We start from the raw sequence: 23,879 nt of genomic DNA, 5'->3' as shown, positions 1-23,879 counted from the left end.
AAAAATTAAATTATTCAATGGCTTTTAGTGAGTATTTTTATTATTGTTTCTCAAATTCGAAATTATAGAGAACAATAAAAGCAAACTCATTAATGAAATTTAAATTTCATTATATCAGCTATATGTATTCCTCTTTATTGTTATACTATTAGAAATGCAAGATTATCTAATTATTCATAGTACCTCTTTTATTTATAAATATAATTTGTCTTATAATTAATATTATGTTAAATAGATATTGGGATAATAAAAAACGGTTAAGCGTTATACCCTGCTTAACCGTTAAATTAAAATATTATTTATTGTTGTAACGCTTCAATCTTAGCGTTAATCTCATCAACTTTAGCTTGATTTCTTTTTACTATATAATAAGTTTTTAAATTATCTAGTGCTAAACGTGATTTTGGATCTAAACCATTTGCTTTCTCCAAATATGGTAACGCTCTATCAAATTGAACATTAGCCTGTTTAATCATTTCATCATATTCTTTTTGTTTATTCTGTGGTAGCTGATTAGCATCATTAAATAGCTTAATACCCATATTTAAAATAACACCACCTAGGTTAATATAAGCATCAGCGAAAGCAGGATCAATTTCAACTGCTTTTGTATATGATTCTTCCGCTTTAAGATTGTCTCCTATTGTACTGTAAGCAATACCTAAATAATAAGGATAAGTTTTATTTGTTGGATTTTTTTGTGCTTGTTCTGTTATTTTTGAAATTACTTCTTTTTCTTTACCAGACATTAGACTAAACTCAATTTCCATAGTTGCTAATTGACTATCATTAAATTTGATAGCTCCCTCAGATGCAATAGATATAGCTTTAGCTGTGTCACCTTCCATAGAATACAATCTAGCCAAATCAAGATAAATAGACTTATTGGCAGAAAAATTAGTTTTAATTAAGTCTTCATATTTAGAGATACCTGCTTTGTAATTTTTTGCATTTATAGCTGAGAGACCAGTATAATAGGTAATAGTAGTATCTCCGGGACGATAAGTTAATGCATTATTAAATGCATTATAAGCTCCTTCAAAATTATTTGCTTGATAAGCCTTTACTCCTTGGTTTAACTCGTATTGACTAAACACGGCATCAAAAACATTATCTAAATTTGCCTTATTTACACCAGCTTTATCTAATTCCACTGCTTTATTGTGTGCACTTAGTGCTGCATCAAACAATGGCTTGGAAGTTGCAGGAACAGTGTCTAATAAGGCTAATTCACCATAAATCATGGCTTTGTAGGTCCAAGATGCTGGATCTATTGAAGTTTTTTCGTTTAAAACCGCTTTATCAATTGCTGTTTTAGCTGAATTGATATTTGGTAAGGCAAGCATTAGTGAATTAGCTTCTTTTAAGGAAACAAATTTCTCATAATTACTTTTAGCACTTGCAAGCTCCCCTTTTTGAGCGAATACTAATAAGGAAGACGCTGAAAATACAGCTGCTAAAATGAAAGATTTAATTTTCATGATATTCTAATTTAATTTTAGTTGATTGATTCTATTGTTAATTTTTTGTAATTCGGTGGTCTCACCACTTTGTTTATAATATATGGCGAGTGAATTTAATGATTTTATTTCATTTGGATTAATTTCATTGGCCTTAGTTAGATAAGATTTTGCAACATATCTAATATTGTTTTGTTTCTTATCTTTTAAATATAAATTCAAATAAAGAAGTCCCAAGGCATAATTAGCATCAAAATTATTAGGATTAATTTCTATAATCGACTTGTAATATCCTTCAGCTTTTGTAGTATTTCCAAGCATTTCATGCGAAAAACCAGCCAAATAATTCAAATTGATATTATTTTCATCTAATTTAAGTGCTTGAACTATGTGTTTTATTATTTCTCCATACTCAGCCTTATTTTGAAGGCTATTTAAAAGCTTAAAGACAATATCTCTATTGGCAGGGAAATTATCTGCTCCAGCGTTTAAAACTCGAATAATATTAGATTCATCATTTATTAACTCGTATAAATTTGCCAAGACTAAAAAATATTCTGGTCTAGGTCTAATCTGAGTCAATTTTTCGTAATAAACTACAGATTTTTGATAATAACCTAATTCTTGAGCCAAAAGAGCCAAATTATGAATTATTGAAATATTTGTTTTATCAATTGATTCAAGAATGGTGAAGTATTTGAATGCTTCCTCAGATTTACGATTTTTCAATGCTTTATTTGCACGAAAAAGATAGGTTTCTTTTAATTGTTTTTCAATGTAGGTAATACGATCACGATTTTCTCTCTCAATTTTTGAACCATAAACATGCTTCATGGCTAATAAAACCTCATCTACGGGGTCTTTTTTGTAGGTATATTTTAGGTTTGAATCAACATGAGCAAGCGTTGAATAAACTAATGCTCTGATTAGATTATGCCTAGAATCCGATGAATCTGCTTTAGTTTTATAAGCTTCATCAATCTTTGCCCTTGCAATTTCAAGCTTTTTTATGTCTTTACTAGAAGTATATTGAGCGAAACTATTCATGGCCTCCTTGGTAATAAGTGTCTGAGCCCCTGCCGAAGCAAGGGTCAGAAAAAAACAACTTATTATAAGTATGAATACCTTATTCATCAAAAATTATTCTGTTTCAGGAGTCTGATCTTCTGCTTCAGGAGTACCTTCTATAATTGTACCATCTTCAGCGATTTCATCTTCTTCCTCTTCATGCTCAACTTTAGCTATTGAAGCAATAGAATCATCACCTTTTAAAGTAATTAATCTCACACCTTGAGTGGCTCTTCCCATTACACGAAGGTCGCTCACTCCTATTCTAATTACGATACCTGATTTATTGATAATCATAAGATCATCATTATCAGTTACATCCTTAATAGCTACAAGCTCACCAGTTTTATCGGTAACATTGATGGTTTTAACACCTTTACCTCCTCTATTAGTAACGCGATAATCTTCAATATCTGTACGTTTACCATAACCATTTTCTGAAACAACCAAAACAGTTACCTCTGGATTATTAATTGCAATCATTCCTACCACTTCATCCTTATCACTAGCAAGTGTTACTCCACGTACTCCAGTTGCTGTACGTCCCATTGGTCTAACAGTTGATTCATTAAAGCGAATAGCTCTTCCTGAGCGTAATGCCATCACAATCTCACTCTGACCATTAGTCATACAAGCTTCTAAAAGCTGATCGCCTTCATTTATATTGATCGCGTTGATACCATTTGCTCTCGGACGAGAATATGCTTCTAAAGAGGTCTTTTTAATCGTACCCTTTTTAGTACACATGATAATAAAATTGTTTTCAAGGTAGTCTTGATCCTTCAAATTAACAACCTTGATGTATGCCTTAATATTTTCCTCTTTAGGGATATTAATCACGTTTTGAATAGCACGTCCTTTACTTGTTCTAGTTCCCTCCGGAATTTCAAACACCCTCAGCCAGAAACATTTTCCAGATTCGGTAAAGAAGAGCATGTAATTGTGATTTGTTGCAATGAGCATGTGCTCAATAAAGTCTTTATCTCTTGATTGAGAACCCATTGAACCTTTACCACCTCTACCCTGCTTACGATACTCAGTTAATGGAGTGCGTTTGATATAACCTTCATGTGAAATGGTAATAACTACCTCTTCATCCACAATAAAGTCTTCCATACGCATATCTTCTGCAGAATGTGTAATAGAAGTACGACGCTCATCACCAAAACGATCTCTTATTTCAATAAGCTCATCTGTAATGATTTTCATACGAAGTGCTTCATCAGCTAAGATTAAGTTCAAGTACTCAATAGTCTTCATTAACTCCGCATACTCTTCTTTAATCTTATCACGCTCAAGTCCTGTTAAACGTCTCAAAGTCATGTCCAAGATAGCTCTCGCTTGAAGATCGGACAAGCTAAAGCTTTCCATTAAGCCTGTACGGGCATCTTCGGGACTATTAGAAGCACGAATTAATTTAATTACTTCATCTAGATGATCAAGAGCGATTAATAATCCTTCAAGGATATGCGCTCTCTTTTCAGCTTCAGAAAGATCAAATTTAGTTCTGCGGACTACAACTTCATGGCGATGGTCAACAAAATGTCTGATTAGGTCCTTTAGATTTAACATCATCGGGCGACCATTAACCAAGGCAATGTTATTTACACTGAATGAAGTTTGTAATGCTGTGTATTTGAATAAGTTATTTAGAACAACAGAGGCATTAGCATCACGTTTAATTTCATAAACGATACGCATACCATCTCTATCAGACTCATCACGAATCTCACTAATGCCTTCTATTTTTTTATCGTTAACAAGACCGGCAGTCTGCTCAATCATGTTCGCTTTATTTACCTGATAAGGAATTTCATTCACGATAATTCGTTCACGATCACCTTTATGGACCTCTATTTCGGCCTTAGCACGCATCACAATTCTACCGCGACCAGTCTCAAATGCTTCCTGAACACCAGTGTAACCGTAAATTATACCTCCTGTTGGAAAATCGGGAGCTTTTACATGCTGCATCAAATCTGCGACAGTAACATCATTATTTTCAATATAAGAGATAGTAGCATTTACAACCTCAGTTAAATTATGAGGAGGCATATTAGTAGCCATACCTACTGCAATACCAGATGCTCCATTTACTAAGAGATTTGGAATACGAGATGGTAAAACAGTTGGTTCCTCTAGAGTATCATCAAAGTTTAACTGAAAATCAACAGTTTCCTTATTGATATCAGCGAGCATTTCTTCAGCAATTTTCTTTAAACGTGCTTCAGTATAACGCATTGCTGCAGGTGAATCACCATCAATTGAACCAAAGTTTCCTTGTCCGTCAACCATTGGATAACGTAAACTCCAATCCTGAGCCATACGAACCATGGCAAAATAAACTGAAGAATCACCGTGTGGATGGTACTTACCCAATACATCTCCGACAATACGAGCGGATTTCTTGTGTGGCTTAGTACTTGTCACTCCAAGATCTAACATTCCGTATAAAACCCTTCTGTGCACGGGTTTAAGTCCGTCACGCACATCAGGAAGAGCACGAGAAACAATTACCGACATCGAATAATCGATGTAGGCAGATTTCATTTCCTCTTCAATATTTATTGGAATTATACGATCGTTCTGTGGTACTAAATTATCGTTTTCTGTATCTTCAGCCATTTTTAATCAATTCTGTAAAAAAATAAATTCTTGAATACTCAAGATTTATGCAAAAAATAAATTATTGGTATAGTGTGCGAAGTTAATAAATTTCAACGTTAAAAAGGTTTCTTTCAAAAAATAATCGGGAACAAATAAGACTAATAAATTACATGAAATGCTCTTAAAAACCAATTTAATAGTCATTAAACCGTATTTTATTCATTAACCGCTTTTTTATATACTTCCAACGCTCTTTTACGTCCGAATTCGTGTTCAACTATTGGATTTAGATAATCAACTCTAAAACCTTTAATCCAGGTTTTAACATACGTTAGCTTAGGATCAAACTTAAGAGTTTGTGCAGTTGGATTGAAAATTCTAAAGTAGGGTGCTGAATCGCAACCACTACCAGCAGCCCACTGCCAATTTCCATTATTGGAAGATAGCTCAAAATCTAATAGTTTTTGAGCGAAATAAGCCTCTCCCCAGCGCCAATCAATAAGTAAATGTTTACATAAAAAACCTGCCGTAATCATACGAACACGATTATGCATTAAACCAGTTTCATTTAGTTGGCGCATTCCTGCATCTACAATTGGGTACCCAGTTTCACCTTTGCACCACTTTTCGAATTCAATCTCATTATTTCTCCACTGAATTTTATCGTATTTTTTCTTGAAGCTTTCAGTGACAACATTTGGGAAATGATAGAGAATCATCATAAAAAACTCACGCCAAATTAATTCATTTAGCCATTTTTCGTTCCATTTAATTCCTAAATTAACCAAATCACGTACACTTAAGGTGCCAAATCGTAATTGAACACTAATTTGTGTAGTGCCTTCTACAGATGGTAAATTTCGCGTTTCTTCATAATTTTTTATCCTCTCTTCGGATATATTAAAATTTTGAAAATCATTTTTTACATCTTCAAATCCAATGTCTTGCAAAGATGGAAATGGATTATTTTCCTCTTTCAATAAACTGGAAAGTAGATTTTCGGATGGATAAGTGATTAATGGAGTTTGTTGGAATTTCTCCTTCCATTTACGGGAATAAGGTGTAAAAATAGTGTAAGGGGTACCATCCGACTTCATCACTTCCGATTTTTCAAAAATAACTTGATCTTTAAATGTCTTAAATAAGATGTTTTTTGAAGATAAAATATTTGAAATTCTTGAATCTCGGTTTAATGCATAAGGCTCGTAATCATGATTAGCATATACTTCTTTAACATCAAATTCAGTAGTCAATTTTTCAAAAGCTTTCTCAATTTGATCATGAAATACATAGATTGATGAGCCATGATTATTTAGCAATTCATTCATTTTTAGCAATGAATGATGAATGTATGCTACTCTTTTGTCTGCTTTATCAGTGAGTTTTTCAAGAATATCTGGATCAAAGATAAAAATAGGTAAAACTGGATATTTACCACTCAAGGCCTGAAAAAAGGCATGGTTATCACTTAATCTTAAATCTCTTCTAAACCAGCAGACACTAATTTCCTTTTTCATTAATTATTTTAATCAGTAAAATTAATGGGAGTAAATTTCTTTAAGGGCTTCATCTAGCCCAGCATAACGAAACTTAAATCCGGCATTTAGAAGTTTTTGGGATGATGTACGATTACTAATTAAAATAACCTGGCTCATTTCACCTAAAACGGCTTTCAGGACAAATTCTGGGACTTTGATAGGCCAAACTGGACGAAATAGTGTTTTAGCTAATATTTTGGTGAATTCAAAGTTTGTTACTGGTATCGGACTACAAGCATTGAATGTGCCTTCAAATTTAGGATTTTCGATCGCTTTTTCGAATAATGCTAGTAAATCTGTCACGTGAATCCAAGGCATCCATTGTTTTCCTGAACCTAGTGGAGCACCTAAAAATAAACTTACTGGAGTTTCAAGTTTGGCTAAGGCTCCACCCTGCTTGGATAGTACAAGTCCGATTCTAAATTTAACTAATCTCACACCAAACTTTTCGCCCTTTTGTACTGCATTTTCCCATTGCTGGCAACAATCTGCCAAGAAACCTGTTCCGTTACTGCTATCTTCAGTTAAAATTTCATCAGCACGATCACCATAAAAACCAACTGCCGAGGCAGATATAATCGTTTTAATAGGTGCCTTGGTCTCTTCAATTGCACTGTAAAGCAATTTGGTAGACAATACCCGACTATCAATAATTAGCTGCTTACGAGCCTTGGTCCAGCGCTCCTCAGCAATACCCGCTCCTGCAAGATGTATAATGGTATCTATTCCATTAAAAGCTTGATTATCAATAGTCTGATTATCAATATCCCATTTAAAAACTTTAACACCTTTTATTTTATGTAGATTTCTAGAAAGCACCGAAACTTGATGCCCCTTTTCTAACAGAATCCTGATCAATTTTGGCCCAATCAAACCACTAGCACCAGTAATTAAAATATTGTTTTTAGAATTTTGATCAGTTGTTTGCATAGGATGAAAAAAGGGTTATGTTTTGTTAAAAGATGCTATTCAAATATAAGTTTAAATTTCCTGCTTTGGAAACAATCTATTCAATGCTTGTTCTCTATATTTAAAAATACTTTCTACTTTCTTTTTAACAAATAAGACATGAGCAATATCACCCAAAAAGCCTAGTGGAAGTTCATAATTTACATTATCTTTTACTAAAACGCCATTATCAGTTGCCTCAAAAAAATGTGTGTGTTCCCACATTTTATAAGGCCCTCTAAGCTGTCTATCTGCAAAAAGGTTGGGCTTATCTACCTTGTATATTTCGGTCCGCCATGGCAATGGGATGCCTAATATAGGCTTAACTATATAATCAATTAATAAACCTTCATAAACCTCACGATCAGCGAGATCTGTTTTAATTACAAAACTCATTTCGGGAGGAGTAATCTTAGAAAGATTTTTAGCTGATGAAAAGAAATCCCATGCTTGATCAATTGTAATTGGTAATAGGTGTTCTGATTTTATGTTATAGATCATGTGTTTAGTTAGATGTTAAATATTGTTTTAGTTGTGGCATACAAATTTTCAACCAAGGGGTATATAAATCAGGATAAAGATTTATTTCTTTTTCTAAATCGCTTAAAGTAATATATCTCCAATCATTTACCTCTTCTTGATTCATTTGAGGTTCTATATCTGTATTACCAATATAAACATGATCAAATTCATGCTCAGTTAATCCATTTGAAAATTCGAATTTATAGAGAAAACTAAAGCTATAATGCAAATTGGCCTTCATCCCCATCTCTTCATTTAATCTTCTATTGCAAGCATCCAAAGTACTTTCTCCTGGTCGCGGGTGACTACAGCAGGTATTAGTCCAGAGTCCTGGAGAGTGATATTTTATATTAGATCTTTGTTGAAGAAGTAGTTCGTTATTAGAATTGAATATAAATACAGAAAAGGCGCGATGTAGAATACCTTGAACATGGACAGATAACTTGTCTTGTATTCCTATTTGATTATCATTTTCATCGACTAAAATTAAAAGTTCATCTTGTCCATCAAAATACTGTTTATTCATTCAATCAAGGATGTTTTAATAGGTATGCGTTAATTATTTTCTTTAATTCTGGATCATTTAATTCTGGAATTGATTTACTTAGAAATAGTTTATCTGTTTTTTTTTCATCACTATAATTTAAAAAACCAGGAACACTTGTTTGAATGGTATATCTAAGAAATCGGAGTTCTATATTTTTATTGTCAGCTTGAATAGCACTTTCAAGCATATTTTTACCTTTTTTAAAATAGGACAACTTGCTGAATGGATTAAAAGCATGTTTAGCCATAATCATGGTAGCACCGCCTCTATATCCGAACAATAAGGGATTATTATTTTCATTATAAGGTACCAGGATTTTAATCAATTTATTACACGCATCTTCATTATTTGTGGCTTGATGTAGCATTAGTCTTACATCTTTTATTCCAGGAATCTGAGCCTTAGCAGCGCTCCCAATGAAAAATAAAACAATGAAAAAATACTTTATCATACCCTATTCATCTTACTTTGAAGCATACAATTAAGCATGAGTCCAAATTTTCTACCATTATTTATTCGTATTCTTTCGGTAAGAATGCGTTTAGCTGGAAGTTTTTGAATTTTATTGAACAGCGTTTTATAATAAACATATGCTAGGTAAACACCTCCTTTGGATGAAGAAGGTAGCATTTTAATACCTTTAAGAGCTATATCAAAATCTTCTAAAATTTCTTTTTCAATAATTGCTTTTACCTCACATGTAAACTCAGAAATATCAACATTTGGAAAGTAACTTCTTCCGAGCAATTGATAATCATCTTTAAGATCTCTTAAAAAGTTAACTTTTTGAAAGGCGGCGCCAAGTTTCATTGCATAAGGTTTCATCCTTTCATATTCGGCTTGATTACCCCCTGTAAAAACGTGAAGGCACATCAGGCCAACAACTTCAGCAGATCCTAAAATATATTGCTCATATTTTTCAGGTGTATATTCTACTTTTTCAAGATCCATTTCCATGCTATACATAAATGTTTCAATCAGCTCTATACCAATATTATATTTGTGTACAGCTTGTTGGAATGAATTTAAAATTGGATTTAAAGAAATATGACTATCAATAGCAGTAAATGTTTCTTCTTTAAATTTAAACAATAAATGTTTTTTGTCGAAACCCTCAAAACTATCAACTATTTCATCAGCTAATCTCACAAAACCATAAATTGAATAAACGGCATCGCGTAAACTATTATCTAAAAAATAAATACCCATTGAAAAGCTAGTACTATAAGCACGAGTAGTCATTTTACTAACTTCCACCGAAAGATTATCGTATAATAATTTCATTTCTTTACGATTTAAGTTCTTTTAATAACAATCCAGCGGCCACTTTTCCAGAAATAATGGAAGGAGGAACACCTGGTCCGGGTACAGTTAACTGTCCTGTATAAAACATGTTTCTAATCTTCTTGTTTCTAATGCTCGGTTTTAAGATTGCTGTTTGCAACAAGGTATTTGCTAAACCGTAGGCATTGCCCTTGTAAGAGTTATAATCAGACACAAAATCTTTAACACAAAATGATTTTTTATAATCAATATACTCAGATATGTCCTGATGGATATGCTTTTCTAAACGCTCCATCATAACTTTAAAATATTTTTCACGCAATTCCTCCGTGTCTTCTAATCCAGGTGCTAAAGGCATCAAGAAAAATAGATTTTCATGCCCTTCAGATGCTACAGAATCATCTGATTGAGATGGACAACAAACATAAAATAAGGGTTTTGCCGGCCATTTTGGATCTTTATATATTTCTACTGAATGTAATTCTAAATCCTCATCAAAAAATAAAGTATGATGTTGAAGATATTTAATTTTAGTCTTAAGACCCACATAAAATATCAATGAAGATGGCGCAAAAATCTTCTTATCCCAGTAAGATTCTTTGTAGTTACGGTAAGACTCAGGTAATAACTTACTTTCAACATGGTGATAATCAGCTGATGCTATAAGTGCATCACAATCAATTTTTTCACCATTAACAAGAATACCCGTAGTTTTATTACCCTCTACAAGAATTTGCTCAACAGCAGCATTGAAATGAAATTTAGCACCATTTCTCTTTGCTACTTCCATCATTCCTTTGATAACCTCTCCAAATCCACCTTCAGGATACCAAGTTCCAAGTTTTAGACCGGCATAATTCATTAAACTATAAAGTGCGGGTGTATCTTGTGGCATAGCTCCCAAGAATAAAACAGGAAACTCCATTAAAGAAATCAATTTGGGATTGTTAAAATGACTTCTAACATGCTTCCTGAATGAACTAAATACTTGTAGCTTTAATGCACCTTTAATAAGGTCTAAATCAGCAAATTCCATTAAAGATAAGCCTGGCTTATACACTAGGCTATTCATGCCTGTTTCATATTTAAACTGAGCTTCGTCCATAAATTTTTGAAGCTGGTTTCCACTACCAGGTTCAATAGATTCAAACATTCTAATTAAATCAGAATATTTCTCTGGCACACTCATAGTTTCGCCATGCGGAAATACAACATCAAATGATGGATCTAGAAGCTTTAATTTATAAAAATCGGAAACTTTATAACCAAAATCAGCGAAAAATTTTTCAAATACATCGGGCATCCAGTACCAACTGGGGCCCATATCAAAAACATAATCATTTGTTTTTAATTGACGTGCTCTCCCGCCAGCCGATTCATTTTTTTCGTAAACATGAACATCATGTCCGGCGGCCGCAAGATATGCTGCAGTACTTAATCCTGAAAAACCAGAACCTATGACAATAATTTTAGACATTGTATGGTAGTGTAATGTTATAAATATAGTGTATAATTTGATAAAAACCTAATGGAAATGAGTTAAACAAGGACTTTCATAATTAAAAATACATGTTTTAACATCCATTTTATCCTATTTTTTATCGAATCAACCCATAAAATTGTTGACCTCAATTAATTAAAAGAAGAATTTAATGTTAGTTTAATTACCAATTATATCAATCTACTTTCTTCCAGTATTCTTCTACCACCATTCCATTAGGCAATATCCCATTAATGGTTAATTTGTTATTTTCAATCTTAAATTTATATCTGATAGTTAAATCAGTATTTTGTGATGGTCTACTACTAAATTTACTAGTAATAAGCAAAGTATCACCTTGTACTTTATAAATTCCCGAATTGTATAATTCGGGTTCTATAAAAGCTTCAATTTTGAAGGCTTCGTAGCTTTTTTCACTATATGTTCTTTGCATTTTAAAATTGGGAGATGCCTTTTGTTCTCTACCATTATATAATCCCCCGTTATATTGCCAGGTCCCTTCTAAGGGATTATTAGAGCATGATGATAATACAAATAGAATTATCATCATGAGATTTAACCTCAGAGATTGCTTCATAATTTTTTAATGAGACCAGTTTATACCTTTTTTCAATAGATTAAGTGTTCTTTCTTCTTCAGAACCCAATGTTGCTTTGAAATCATAAACCCAATTTGCTTGGGGCGGTAGACTCATCAATATTGATTCAATTCTTCCATTGGTTTCTAATCCGAATTTAGTTCCAGCATCATATACTAGGTTAAATTCTACATAGCGACTTCTACGTTGGTATTGCCAATTTTTGTGTTCTTCTGTAAAAGATCTATTTTTATTTCTTGCAATCAACTCAGAATAAACAGGCACAAAAGTCCTGCCCACTGCCTTTGAAAACTCAAAAATATCTTTCCATTCAAGTCCCGTAGATTGAGGGTTTAAACGGTCATAAAATATTCCTCCAATACCTCTTGTTTCATCACGATGCTTAATAAAAAAATAATCGTCGGCCCATTTTTTAAATTTCGAATAGAACTCAGAATGGAATTTATCACAAGTAGCTTGAAGCGATTTATGAAAAAAACGCGCATCTTCCTCAACCACATAATGAGGGGTAAGATCTATGCCTCCACCAAACCAAGACATTTCCTTACCTGCGTCGCCAGCCATCTCAAAATAGCGAATATTCATGTGAATTATAGGAACCCAGGGGTTATTGGGATGAATTACAATTGAAACACCAGTGGCAAAAAAATCATCTTCAGTAACACCAAATGCTTTTTTTATGGCTTCAGGAAGTTTTCCATGTACAGCTGAGAAATTCACTCCTCCCTTTTCAATCACATTACCATTTTGAATAATACGTGTTCTTCCTCCACCTCCACCATCTCTTTCCCAAAGTTCTTCAACAAATTGGGCTCCTCCATCGGCAATTTCTAAGCCGGCACATATTTCATCCTGAATTAACTGATATTGTTCAGCTATCTGCTCCTTGGTAATCATGGCTCAAAAGTGAGGTTTTTAAACAATATGAAAAAAGAAAATCACAGAAATCACATTTAAATGATTAACTGATCTCTAGATAGTCCAAATCCTTACCAAAAGTTTCTTTCAGTTGAGATAAAGCAATAAGAGCAATAATCAAGGATACAAATCCTACCAATAAAGCACTATTAATAATGCCCATACTACCTTTTAAAGTTGTAAATGATAGGGTAGCAAGAACAAGAGAGCCACGTACGAAATTGGGTACGGTAGTTGTAACAGTAGCCCTTAAATTAGTCCCGAATTGCTCTGAAGCAATAGTAACAAAGGTTGCCCAATAACCAGAAGCAAAGCCTAGAAATAAAGTAAGCCAAATAAATTGCTGCGAATTCATCCCTTCAGCATTCAGAAAAACAACAATACTCACCCCTGTTAAAAGTAAGAAAATTAACATTACTTTTTTTCTGGAACGCCACATCTGACTTAAAAAACCGGCCACAACATCCCCCAGAGCGATGCCTATATAACAGTACATAATACCTGTTCCAGCCGATAGTGGATCAACAGCATTTAATTCTTTTCCAAATTCAGGTGAAAAAGTAACTAAAACACCAACAACAAACCAAAGCGGAATACCAATTAAGATGCAGCTTAAATATTTTTTAAATCTTTTGGCATCAGTAAAGAGCATAAATATATTACCACGACTTACACCATCATTTTGCAAGTTTTTAAACATACCTGATTCTACCAGACTCACCCGCATTGCTAATAACATTAACCCCATTACTCCACCAATAATATATGAAGTCTCCCATGTAAAATGCTCTCCAATAATTGCTGCTGCAACTGCTCCCATCAATCCTACACCAGCTACAATCATAGTACCATAACCACGATTTTCTTTACTCATGGTTTCTGTAACCAAGGTAATTCCTGCTCCAAGTTCTCCTGCTAGTCCTATACCAGCAATAAAACGTATTACCGCATAAGCTGGTACAGATGTTACGAATCCATTAGCCAAATTAGCGACTGAATAAAGTAAAATAGAACCAAAAAGAACACTTATTCTACCTTTTTTATCCCCCAAAACGCCCCATAGAATACCTCCAATAAGCATTCCCATCATTTGGCTGTTAATTAACATCGCACCCACATCTAGTAAATCACTGTCGGGGACACCCAAGCCCTTTAAACTTTTTATACGAATTACAGAAAAAAGAATGAGGTCATATATATCAACAAAATAGCCTAAAGCAGCCACCATGACTATCATTCTTACATTTTTTTTATTTGCAGCAATCTGATCCATTTGTAAAATTTGAGACGACAATCTACAAACAAAATTGAAAAAGAAGAAAAAAGCTTTAATTCATCTAATGAGGGTTATTAAATGATAATTTTATTTATCAAGGCAATTTTAAGATATTTACAGAGATGAAAGTATCAGAGAATATGCTCAAGTGGGGAATGAGATTTTACCCACCCCTATTATTTCAAAGAATTTGGGTAAAAAAATTTGACAATGGTTTCTCAGGAGTAGGGGTTAAAATTTTCAAAAGCTTTTTAAATCTAAATTATAATAAGTCAATTTTCGGCGGCACCATTTTTAGTGCCTCGGATCCATTTTATGCTTTATTATTTGATCAAATACTTCAAAGAAATGGGTTAAAATGCCGTGTTTGGCTTAAAAGTGCAAGTATAAGCTACCTTAAACCGGGAAGAACAGATTTAGAATTTACCATTAAACTAAGTGATGATGAAATTTCTGAGGCTATAAATACCTTAAAAACAGTAGGTAAATTTGTGAAAGCCTTTCCTATCAATATGTATAATTCAAAAGGTGAACTTTGTGTAACTGTGATCAATGAAGTTTATGTTCGAAACCTTTTTATAGGCGAAGAACAAAGCATTGCCTATTAAACAGATGAACATCAAAAAACTAATTTTAGAGGGCGAAGGTCAATGCTTGGATTTCAAAAAAAGGATCACTAACTGTGAAAAAATAGCTAAAACCATGGTTTCCTTTGCTAATAATAAGGGGGGGCGTTTGTTAGTTGGTGTATCTGATGATGGAACGATTAGCGGACTAAAATCAGAGGAAGAAGATAGGTATATGCTAAATCAAGCGGCAAATTTATTCTGTAAACCTTCCCTTGAACCAATTTTTGAGGAAATTTATGTAGATGATAAGCTTGTTCTTGTTGTTGAAATTAAGGAAAGTACATCAAAACCTCATTATGCTATGGGTGAGGATAAAAAATGGTGGGTTTATATTCGTGTGAAAGATAAGAGCATCCTGGCAAGTAAAATTGTTGTAGATGTGTTAAAGCGAGGAAATAATGAACATGGTGTATTTTTAGAATATTCTTCCAAGGAAAAAGCATTACTTGAATATTTGGAAATGAATGATAGAATAACTAGTCGCGAGTTTAGTCAATTATTAAATCTATCACGAAGAACAACCCATAAAATACTTGTTAATTTAGTTTTATCGGGTGTAATAAAGGTGCATACAAGCGAAAAAGAAGAATATTTCACAGACTCCTAATATTTGTCTAATAAAATGACACCTTTGTATCAATTCCAAAAGCAAAATAATTGAAACGCATTTACACAAAATATAAGTCTCACTACAAAAGCAATTTGACATTAGCTATACCTGTTGTTATTTCACAATTGGGACATACGCTAGTTCATACAGCCGATAGTATTATTATAGGTCACTTTGCTGGAACAATCCCCCTCGCAGCAGTGTCGCTTGTAAATAGCATTTTCATTGTTATTTTGATGGTTGGTATCGGACTTTCCTACGGACTAACGCCATTAATTGCGCAAGAAAGTGGAAAGAAAAATTACAAAGAGTGTGGTCGTCTTTTAGCCAACAGCCTATTAATTAATATCATTTCAGGTGTGTTATTGTTTGTTTTAATCTATTATGGTTCTTTATTAGTCATTGATAATTTAGGACAATCGCCAGAAGTAGTCGCACAAGCGAAGCCATATTTAGGATTATTAGGCTTTTCTATTATCCCCTTAATGGTATTTATGACTTTTAAGCAATTTGCAGAGGGCTTGGGATTTACCAAACAAGCCATGATGATATCCCTTTGGGGGAATGCATTAAATGTTTGCTTAGGAATTATTTTTGTAAAAGGTCTATTCGGATTTGACCCCATGGGTGTTAGTGGTGTTGGATGGAGTACTCTAATAGATAGATCAATTATGGCTATTGTAATGGCTATTTATGTTATCAAATCAAAACATTTCCGGATTTACTTAAAATCTTTTGCATTAAGATCAATAAGCAAGATTCGTTCTTTAAATATTCTTCGTATTGGAACCCCAGTTGCAATGCAATATACCTTTGAGGTTAGCGCATTTAGTGGTGCAGCAGTATTGATTGGTACAATTGGAGCGGTGGATCAAGCGGCACATCAGGTTGCTATAAATCTAGCATCTATGACTTATATGATGGCTGGTGGTATTTCTGCAGCAGCAACCATTAAAACTGGAAATAATTTCGGGAAAGAGGATTATATGAACCTACGCCTATCAGCTATTTCAAGTTATCATATTGTATTAGTTTTTATGGCAATAGCAGCCTTATTATTTGCTGGCTTAAATCAATATCTACCATTAATCTATACTTCAGACAAAGCTGTAATAAACATAGCTGCTCAATTACTTATTATAGCAGGATTATTTCAATTATTTGATGGAACACAGGTTGTGGGATTGGGAATCTTGAGAGGCTTGGGCGATGTAAATATACCAACCTTTATCACATTTGTGGCCTATTGGATTATCGGAATTCCCGTGGGTTATTTCTTAGGAATTTATTTAGAAATGGGAGCAAATGGAATCTGGTACGGATTAACACTGGGATTACTAGTTTCGGCAGCATTACTCTTTGCCAGATTCCATTATTTTTCTAAGAAGCTGGTTCGGCTAGCTCATAAATTATAGCAGAAACAGGGATTTTAATCTCATTGAAGATTTGTGACTGCATTTTCTTCAATCTATCAACATGATCTTCCAAGCGATCGTTGATATTCATGTATCTGATCAAATCACCTGTACGGGTATCAATAAATCTGTAACGCGTAAAATGTTGCTTTTCCATAATGCAAATTTACACTAAATTTATTGAAAATCAGCATTTTAAGCCAAAAATCGACATCGGTGAATATTCTAAAAATAAAGATTATGCGCAATACGGTACGTATTACAGTGAGCCTCAACAATATCCGAAACCTTCGGGGAATAGCCACCACCCATACTTACTTGAACAGGTAAACTCATTAATTTGCATGTTTTCAACACAATTTCATCTCTTTCTTTACAACCATTTAAAGATAAATTGAGCTTTCCAAGCTTATCGGTTGATAAAACATCCACTCCCGATAAGTAAAAAACAAAATCGGGTTGATGATTTAATATGATATTGCCTAAATTGTATCTCAATATATCGAGATACTCTTTATCAGATACACCATCATCTAATCCAATATCCAAGTCAGACTGCTCCTTTCGAAAAGGGAAATTCTTTTCTGCATGCATGGAAAAAGTAAACACGCGTTCTTCATGTCTAAATATTTCGGCCGTACCATTTCCTTGATGAACATCTAAATCAATGATTAAAATCTTTTTTGATAATCCCCTATTTAATAAATAGTTAGCGGCTATTGCCTGATCATTTAATAAACAAAAGCCTTCAGCCCAATTGGAACCGGCATGATGTGTTCCACCAGCAATATTAAAAGCAATTCCACTATTTAATGCTTCTAAACAGCCATTAATGGTTCCTTGTGCAATTCTTAATTCACGCTCCAGTAGCGTGGCAGAAAGCGGGAAGCCAGAACGTCTAATTTCTGCGGGACTTAATTTAAGGTCTCTTAAACGTTCCCAATAGGCTTTTTCATGACTTAGAAGCACTACATCTTCAGAAAGTATTTCTGGAGAAAAAAGATTCTCTTTTGTAATTAGTCCCTCATAAATAAGCTGCTCAGGAATCAGCTCATATTTAAGCATAGGAAAGCGATGCTCTAAAGGAAGAGGATGAATATAAATAGAATCAAAAGCGATGTACAAATCTTAAAGCTAAAATTTAAAACTCTTTTGCAGGCTTAATCACTTTAGATAGTTGAATGATCAATGCAATAAATATAACTAGAAATGCGGAAAAAGATGCTTGTATGACTGATTCAAATTCAATTGCACTTACTTGTTGGCGCTTGAGTACAATGCCATATAAGGCCCATAAAACTACCAAACCAAATGGAATATTCTTTCGAATTAAAACCATAAATATGGTTATTAAAGCTGCTATTGCAATCAAAATAATAACCCATAAACTCTCAGAAATGCCACCTGTCCAATTTATGGATTTTAAAAAGGCGCTTATATTGGCAATAGTAGCGATTGATATCCATCCGAAATAGATGCTTAATGGGAAGTGCGTGAATAATTGGGATGAAAATTTGGGACTTTTATTCGGGGCATTTATTCGGATATGAATTAGAATTAAAGAGACTAACTGGATTAGCATTAAAATAACAGAAATAAAAAGCTCTTCATTTAACCATGCTAATAGCCAAAAAGCGGTAGCCAGATTGTTTACTATAAATAAAACTCCTAAACTATTGGTAATCAAATTAGTATAATCATTATTCGCCTTAAAAAAAGCTGCATAAAGATGATAAATTGAAAAGGCTATAAGTGCCAAATAAATAATTCCCCAAATAGAAAATGTTAAGCCCGCTGGCGCAAAAACAGTATCATATTTTGCAGAAGTCTGCGCCATATCCATTTTTGAAAGCTTCCCCATTTGGACCAATGCAGTAAAGGTCAAATGAAATGCAAAAGCTAATAAGTTAAATATTGCTAAAGTTTTGGTTTTCATAGTATAATATACAAAAAATTAAAGAAATATCCAAATTGCAGAATCGATTTCTAGGCTTAAAACAAGATTAGATCCAGGATTTGAGATAAGTAAATCGCATCTGTTTCATCAAAACTATTGAGTTCATCACTATCTACATCTAAAACACCTATTACAAATCCGTTTCTAATGATAGGAATTACAATTTCCGATTTAGATGCTGAGCTACATGCAATATGACCAGGAAAAGCTTCTACGTCAGGTACAATTAGCGTTTCAGACCTCTCCCAAGAAGCACCACAAACCCCTTTAGCCCTTTGGATACGTGTACAAGCTACTGGGCCTTGAAAAGGACCTAACACTAACTCATTACCTTTAACCATGTAAAATCCTACCCAAAAGAAGTTAAATTGCTCTTTTAGAGCAGCACATACATTGGCCATATTGGCAATTTGATCACTTTCACCCGAAAGCAATGCGGTAATTTGTGGAATTAATGAACTATACTGTTCATCTTTAGTCCCTTTTGCAATATTTAAATCTTCAGCCATAGCGCAAAATTAGCATTGAAATGATAATCATCCTAAATAAATAATATTCAATTTATTAAATAGCTGTTTCGACAATATAGAGGATGATACTAAGTATAGAAAAATTAAACTTTTATTGATGAATAACAAAGAAATGACCTAAAGAAAACATTTGGATGAATTACCTTTGAGTCCTGTAAAAGAAAATTTTAAGCATAATGATTGTATCTTTTAGTGTAGTACGTTATCGCCGTTTATTTATTCCATTAGCATTTTTCGCTATGGCTATTCACCGATTCCCCCTATGGTTGAACAGAAAGTGTAGCTTTTGGAAATTGATGGGATGCGGTAAAAATGGAACATTCGACTTGCAACCCGATTGGCAGCAATGGTCGTTAATGGCTGTTTGGGAGTCGGAGAATGATTTTAAAAAATTTAAATCTAATTCATTTATTGCTTGGTGGTGGAAAAGCTTTGCATTTGAAGAATGGACTATCTTAAGCGTACCTCTAGCAAGTCATGGTGAATGGGATGGTTCAGACCCGTTTAAGATGGATGAATATGATAAGGAACACAAAGGACAAGTAGCTGTTTTAACGAGAGCAACTATACGATTTAGCAAACTTAAAAGATTCTGGACTCATGTAGATCCGGTTGCTCAAATTATGTCAAAAGCAGATGGATACTTGCATTCCGTTGGAATTGGTGAAGCTCCATTTATCAGACAAGCTACCCTATCTATTTGGGAAAGCATGGAAAAAATGAAAGCATTTGCATATGGCTCTAAGGAACATGCTGACGTAATTAGAAAAACAAGAAAAGAGGATTGGTACAGTGAAGAACTATTTGCTCGATTTAAAATAATATCTAATAGCGGTAAGCTAAACGGTATCGATCCACTCAGCAAAATCAATGAAAATTTTTAATTAATAGCACATGAGAGTAATAGCAGAACTACCCCATCCAGAGTGTAAGATTACTATTTTTTCAATGAACCAGAAATATGTAATCAAACTTGAAAAAGGAATTTTTGAACAAGTTTATAAAATATCTGAGCTCGATGTGTCCGATGGAGTGGATGGAGTTTTTAAGATTTTAAATGATGATTTTTTAAAAAAGGCATCAAGTCGTTTTAATGAGATGAGAGCCGATTTTAATAGTGCATACAAAGAATATGAAGAATTATAAAATAATAAATAACTGATTATCAATTAATTAATACCATTAACAAAATTTTATTTGGTTTAAAATCGAGTAATTATTGCACAATAATTATCTTACGTAAACTTTTAGTTAATATAAAACAAGCAAATACTTGATAATTAATATGTTAAATAAGTTATCAGAATTTTATTTGGTTACAATAAATGGCCAAATATATGAGAAGTGTAATCTTTTTTAGATATTTTAGAAGAAACTAAAAGCATTGATAATTTTTTATATTTTTGAAACATGAAAGATATCCTAACACCTCGATTTATCGTTTTAAGTCTTTTAGTGCTTGCTGCGGCATCCACTCGCGCTCTACCCTATCTAATTCCCCATGTGTGGAACTTCACAGCTATTGGTGCTCTTGCAATTTTTGCTGGTGCTCAATTCAACAACAGAAGTCTAGCGTTCATAATGCCTCTAGCAGCAATGGCAATTTCTGATATATTTATCGGCAATGGTTTTAGTCTTTTAGTATATAGCGGTTTTACGGCGATGGTATCATGTGGATTCCTAATGAGAAATAAGATTAGTGTTAGCAATGTTGTACTTGCTTCTTTTATCAGTGCAAGTGTCTTTTATTTGATTACAAATTTTGCATTCTTTTATCCAGTAACAATGTATCCACATAATGTTTCTGGAATATTAACTTCATATACAGCAGCATTACCATTTTTTAGAAATATGTTAATTGGAAACCTAGTTTTCTCTGCAGTATTATTCAGTAGCTTTTATCTTTTAGCCAAAAAATACCCTGCATTGGCTAAATAAATTAAAACGATATTTTTCATTAAACCTGGTTGAATATTCAATCAGGTTTTTTTATGCCATAAATATTAATTTTAAGAGGCTCTGCCCAACAATCGCATGAACTCTATAGTTGATTTTAATTCAGAAAAAAAAATCATTAAATAGTCTTAAAATAAAAAAAGCGGTAGATTAAATCCACCGCTTCCTTCAATTAGCCAATAATATTAAAGTCCTAGTCTAAATCCAGCATTAAAATTAAGTCGCTTGCTTTGATAACCCGAAAATTCAACATAATCCTCATTCAACATATTTTTAACATCTATAAACAAAGTTAAATTAGCCTTTGGTTGATATTGAATATAGGCATCAAGCATATTAAAAGCATCTAAATTAGCTTCTAAAGTTTTAAAGCTTGCGCCATCATAATATCTGTCCAAGCGTTCACCTGTTCTTTTATAAATCAGATTCATACTGATTTTCTTACTTAAATCTACTGCCGCATTCAATCCATACGAATTTTTCGGTCGACGGAATAAATTAAATTCTGTTTTAGCAGGTGTTTCAAGATTTCCATCAACATAGGCATAGAAAGCATTCAAGCTTAATATTGAAATTGGCTTATATCCCAATTCAAGCTCAAAACCATTATCTTTTTGCCTATTCTGATTGATATATCCAAACCTATTGCTGGCTATCTGCCCAAAATCAATCACATTTTCTATATCCCTATTGAAATATGAAAGTGAGAGGTTAAGTTTCTGTGAGAAGTTTAAATCAAACCCTGCTTCAAAGCTTGTGGTTGTTTCAGGTTCCAAGGCAATATTTCCATAATCGGAGAATAATTGATACAAAGATGGAACCCGATAAGCTGATGATAAATTCACAAATACTTTATAACGATCCGCGAATAAATAGGAAGGATTTAAGGTATAAGTGAAATTATTCCCATATTCACTATGCTCATTAATTCTACCACCGAGCTCAGCCTGAAAACCTGTATTTGTTCTAAAAAACAAAGAAGTAAAAGCACTAGCCATCTGATTTTCCGCATTTAATTTTGCACTATATGGGTTATTCTGCTCAGTTCTCAGCTTTCTATAGGAAACACCGCTAGCAAGATCCAAAAAGCTATTAAATTTATAGTTCAAATTGGCTTCCAAATGAGCAATATTCCCATAATTATTGGTTATTGAGCCTTGGTAATTATATTGATTATTAATGTTATTCTGACTAAGATTGATGTTAATTAGTCCTTTATTAAGTATCAAGCGCCCTCCTATTCCAGCTAAAAATGAAGATTTACCGTATGTATAATCTAAGGCATCATCAAAAGCACCATTATCTAAATCGGCTACATTATTATTCGCCTGAAAATTAGCTCTGAGACTGAATCGATTACTTATTTTCTGGCCTAAATTTAAGTTTAACGATTTTTGATGAAATCCGTCCTTATCAAAATTGTTCATAGCTGATGCGGGCTTTGCTGAAGAGAAATTTTCAGAATCAGTATTGCTTGCATTAAATGCAATACTTGTATTTTTTATTTCCCCTTGAAGACCTAAAACTTGCTTATAAGTATCATAGGATCCTGCAGTGGCCAATACATTAGCAGATAATTTACCAGAACCCTTTTTAGTGATGATATTTATTACACCAGCTACTGCATCTGATCCGTATAGAGTAGAATTTCCTCCTTTAAGGATTTCAATACGCTCAATTAAATCAACTGAAATAGCCGAAATATTATATTCTCCAGAAATTTCGGAGGCATCATTTACAGGGATACCATCAATTAAAATCAAGGTATTTGCTGCGCTAGCCCCACGCATGTAAACCGCCTTAACATCGGCAGGGTTAGCACCATTTCCACCAATAGTAATACCAGCTACATTGTTCAAAACCTCGTGGAGGGTTCTCCCCTGACTCCTACTGAGCGTTTCGGAGGAAATGACTCGAACAACTTTTCCAATTTCAGAGATTTTTTTAGGTGTCCGACTAGCAGTTACTACTACTTCGTCGAGAATTGCGACAGATTTGTCTTGTGCGCAGACATTAGCATTCAGCAATGTCAATTGTGCAAGCCCCAGGCCTACAGCAATGTAAAGTTTTTTTGTTTTCATTTTGTTGTGAGTTTTTTGTCCCACAGCAAACAGATAATGAAGGAATACTAGAAATAAACCGTTCTATAGCACGATCTTCTCCAAGCTTCAATCCCCGAAAGCTATGAATTATTTTGCTAAGGCAGGTCTTCTGACTAACTCCCGCTTATCCTACCTTCCCATACCGATTATTGTACAGTGGCGTAAAATGGATAAGCGTTGTTGGAGAACACAGCAGCGGGACTGTCCAGGATTCTAACCTGGTTCCCTTTTAATCTTGATTATGAAATCAAGAACCATTAACCTTACAAATTTAAATCTTACAGAAAAAAACAAGTATGAATTTTATTAACATTTAGGGATAATTAATTTTATTTAAATTGCGAGTAATCAATGACGACTGTTTTGTTGGGATTATTAAACCTTTAATTAATTTATATCAAAATACGGTAAAT

At 33.5% G+C, this 23,879-nt stretch carries 24 protein-coding genes and 1 riboswitch; of the genes, 6 read left to right on the top strand and 18 right to left on the bottom strand.

The window, feature by feature from the left end; all coding sequences use genetic code 11:
• Window positions 1-299: 299 nt before the first annotated feature.
• The 13 genes from ACIQ0D_RS02120 to ACIQ0D_RS02060 form a co-directional block, all read right to left on the bottom strand.
• Window positions 300-1,481, bottom strand: coding sequence for a tetratricopeptide repeat protein (locus ACIQ0D_RS02120; RefSeq protein ID WP_395802649.1), 1,182 nt, complete (start codon window positions 1,479-1,481; stop codon window positions 300-302).
• Window positions 1,482-1,487: 6 nt separating this feature from the next.
• Window positions 1,488-2,594 carry a tetratricopeptide repeat protein gene (locus ACIQ0D_RS02115; RefSeq protein WP_395802647.1) on the bottom strand — a complete coding sequence of 369 codons (1,107 nt, stop codon included), beginning with the start codon at window positions 2,592-2,594 and terminating at the stop codon, window positions 1,488-1,490.
• 6 nt (window positions 2,595-2,600) lie between these two features.
• Window positions 2,601-5,153: a DNA gyrase subunit A gene (gene gyrA / locus ACIQ0D_RS02110; RefSeq protein ID WP_395802645.1), complete on the bottom strand. Its 2,553-nt coding sequence runs from the start codon at window positions 5,151-5,153 to the stop codon at window positions 2,601-2,603.
• Between the two features lie 197 nt (window positions 5,154-5,350).
• Window positions 5,351-6,652, bottom strand: a complete 1,302-nt coding sequence (locus ACIQ0D_RS02105; protein ID WP_395802643.1) for a cryptochrome/photolyase family protein — start codon at window positions 6,650-6,652, stop codon at window positions 5,351-5,353.
• Window positions 6,653-6,673: 21 nt separating this feature from the next.
• Window positions 6,674-7,603, bottom strand: coding sequence for a TIGR01777 family oxidoreductase (locus ACIQ0D_RS02100; protein WP_395802641.1), 930 nt, complete (start codon window positions 7,601-7,603; stop codon window positions 6,674-6,676).
• 51 nt (window positions 7,604-7,654) lie between these two features.
• The gene (locus tag ACIQ0D_RS02095) at window positions 7,655-8,122 is read right to left on the bottom strand and encodes a hypothetical protein (protein WP_395802639.1); all 468 of its coding nucleotides are present in this window, start codon (window positions 8,120-8,122) and stop codon (window positions 7,655-7,657) included.
• A gap of 4 nt (window positions 8,123-8,126) precedes the next feature.
• Window positions 8,127-8,669 carry an isopentenyl-diphosphate Delta-isomerase gene (gene idi / locus ACIQ0D_RS02090; RefSeq protein WP_395802637.1) on the bottom strand — a complete coding sequence of 181 codons (543 nt, stop codon included), beginning with the start codon at window positions 8,667-8,669 and terminating at the stop codon, window positions 8,127-8,129.
• 4 nt (window positions 8,670-8,673) lie between these two features.
• Window positions 8,674-9,141 carry a hypothetical protein gene (locus ACIQ0D_RS02085; protein WP_395802635.1) on the bottom strand — a complete coding sequence of 156 codons (468 nt, stop codon included), beginning with the start codon at window positions 9,139-9,141 and terminating at the stop codon, window positions 8,674-8,676.
• Window positions 9,138-9,974 carry a phytoene/squalene synthase family protein gene (locus tag ACIQ0D_RS02080; RefSeq protein ID WP_395802633.1) on the bottom strand — a complete coding sequence of 279 codons (837 nt, stop codon included), beginning with the start codon at window positions 9,972-9,974 and terminating at the stop codon, window positions 9,138-9,140. The genes ACIQ0D_RS02085 and ACIQ0D_RS02080 overlap by 4 nt, the downstream gene beginning before the upstream one ends.
• A gap of 4 nt (window positions 9,975-9,978) precedes the next feature.
• Window positions 9,979-11,451, bottom strand: coding sequence for a phytoene desaturase family protein (locus ACIQ0D_RS02075; protein WP_395802631.1), 1,473 nt, complete (start codon window positions 11,449-11,451; stop codon window positions 9,979-9,981).
• Window positions 11,452-11,650: 199 nt separating this feature from the next.
• On the bottom strand, window positions 11,651-12,025 hold the full coding sequence (locus tag ACIQ0D_RS02070; protein ID WP_395802629.1) for a hypothetical protein: 375 nt from the start codon (window positions 12,023-12,025) through the stop codon (window positions 11,651-11,653).
• 33 nt (window positions 12,026-12,058) lie between these two features.
• Window positions 12,059-12,970: an oxygen-dependent coproporphyrinogen oxidase gene (hemF, locus tag ACIQ0D_RS02065; RefSeq protein WP_395802627.1), complete on the bottom strand. Its 912-nt coding sequence runs from the start codon at window positions 12,968-12,970 to the stop codon at window positions 12,059-12,061.
• Between the two features lie 64 nt (window positions 12,971-13,034).
• The gene (locus ACIQ0D_RS02060; RefSeq protein ID WP_395802625.1) at window positions 13,035-14,264 is read right to left on the bottom strand and encodes an MFS transporter; all 1,230 of its coding nucleotides are present in this window, start codon (window positions 14,262-14,264) and stop codon (window positions 13,035-13,037) included.
• Between the two features lie 125 nt (window positions 14,265-14,389).
• Here ACIQ0D_RS02060 and ACIQ0D_RS02055 point away from each other — a divergent pair, with 125 nt between their 5' ends.
• Genes ACIQ0D_RS02055 through ACIQ0D_RS02045 form a run of 3 tightly spaced genes read left to right on the top strand, consistent with a single transcriptional unit; the run spans window position 14,390 to window position 16,921 of the window.
• Complete coding sequence (locus tag ACIQ0D_RS02055; RefSeq protein WP_395802623.1) at window positions 14,390-14,875, top strand: DUF4442 domain-containing protein; 486 nt, start codon at window positions 14,390-14,392, stop codon at window positions 14,873-14,875.
• 4 nt (window positions 14,876-14,879) lie between these two features.
• Window positions 14,880-15,503 (top strand): RNA-binding domain-containing protein, encoded by a 624-nt coding sequence (locus ACIQ0D_RS02050; protein ID WP_395802621.1) that lies wholly within the window; start codon window positions 14,880-14,882, stop codon window positions 15,501-15,503.
• A 50-nt stretch (window positions 15,504-15,553) separates the two neighbouring features.
• Window positions 15,554-16,921 carry an MATE family efflux transporter gene (locus ACIQ0D_RS02045; protein ID WP_395802619.1) on the top strand — a complete coding sequence of 456 codons (1,368 nt, stop codon included), beginning with the start codon at window positions 15,554-15,556 and terminating at the stop codon, window positions 16,919-16,921.
• Here the strand turns inward: ACIQ0D_RS02045 and ACIQ0D_RS02040 are convergent.
• The 4 genes from ACIQ0D_RS02040 to ACIQ0D_RS02025 form a co-directional block, all read right to left on the bottom strand.
• Window positions 16,887-17,078, bottom strand: coding sequence for a hypothetical protein (locus ACIQ0D_RS02040; protein WP_395802617.1), 192 nt, complete (start codon window positions 17,076-17,078; stop codon window positions 16,887-16,889). The genes ACIQ0D_RS02045 and ACIQ0D_RS02040 overlap by 35 nt on opposite strands.
• A gap of 68 nt (window positions 17,079-17,146) precedes the next feature.
• Window positions 17,147-17,986 carry a histone deacetylase gene (locus ACIQ0D_RS02035; RefSeq protein ID WP_395802668.1) on the bottom strand — a complete coding sequence of 280 codons (840 nt, stop codon included), beginning with the start codon at window positions 17,984-17,986 and terminating at the stop codon, window positions 17,147-17,149.
• A gap of 76 nt (window positions 17,987-18,062) precedes the next feature.
• Window positions 18,063-18,857, bottom strand: a complete 795-nt coding sequence (locus ACIQ0D_RS02030; protein WP_395802615.1) for a hypothetical protein — start codon at window positions 18,855-18,857, stop codon at window positions 18,063-18,065.
• A gap of 56 nt (window positions 18,858-18,913) precedes the next feature.
• On the bottom strand, window positions 18,914-19,387 hold the full coding sequence (locus ACIQ0D_RS02025) for a GAF domain-containing protein (protein ID WP_395802613.1): 474 nt from the start codon (window positions 19,385-19,387) through the stop codon (window positions 18,914-18,916).
• 197 nt (window positions 19,388-19,584) lie between these two features.
• On the opposite strand from ACIQ0D_RS02025, the gene ACIQ0D_RS02020 reads away from it, so the two are divergent.
• The 3 genes from ACIQ0D_RS02020 (at window position 19,585) to ACIQ0D_RS02010 (ending at window position 21,346) form a co-directional block, all read left to right on the top strand.
• Window positions 19,585-20,292 (top strand): DUF3291 domain-containing protein, encoded by a 708-nt coding sequence (locus tag ACIQ0D_RS02020; protein WP_395802611.1) that lies wholly within the window; start codon window positions 19,585-19,587, stop codon window positions 20,290-20,292.
• Between the two features lie 10 nt (window positions 20,293-20,302).
• Window positions 20,303-20,554, top strand: a complete 252-nt coding sequence (locus ACIQ0D_RS02015) for a hypothetical protein (RefSeq protein ID WP_395802609.1) — start codon at window positions 20,303-20,305, stop codon at window positions 20,552-20,554.
• Between the two features lie 264 nt (window positions 20,555-20,818).
• Entirely contained in the window at window positions 20,819-21,346 is a 528-nt protein-coding gene (locus ACIQ0D_RS02010; RefSeq protein WP_395802607.1) for a DUF6580 family putative transport protein, read from the top strand.
• A 203-nt stretch (window positions 21,347-21,549) separates the two neighbouring features.
• Here ACIQ0D_RS02010 and ACIQ0D_RS02005 read toward each other — a convergent pair whose 3' ends face one another.
• On the bottom strand, window positions 21,550-23,445 hold the full coding sequence (locus tag ACIQ0D_RS02005) for a TonB-dependent receptor plug domain-containing protein (protein WP_395802605.1): 1,896 nt from the start codon (window positions 23,443-23,445) through the stop codon (window positions 21,550-21,552).
• Between the two features lie 102 nt (window positions 23,446-23,547).
• Window positions 23,548-23,740, bottom strand: a riboswitch (cobalamin riboswitch).
• Window positions 23,741-23,879 lie beyond the last annotated feature (139 nt).

The organism is Daejeonella sp., from assembly GCF_044342615.1.
Lineage (GTDB): Bacteria > Bacteroidota > Bacteroidia > Sphingobacteriales > Sphingobacteriaceae > Daejeonella.
This window is presented reverse-complemented; position numbering and strand designations above follow the sequence as displayed.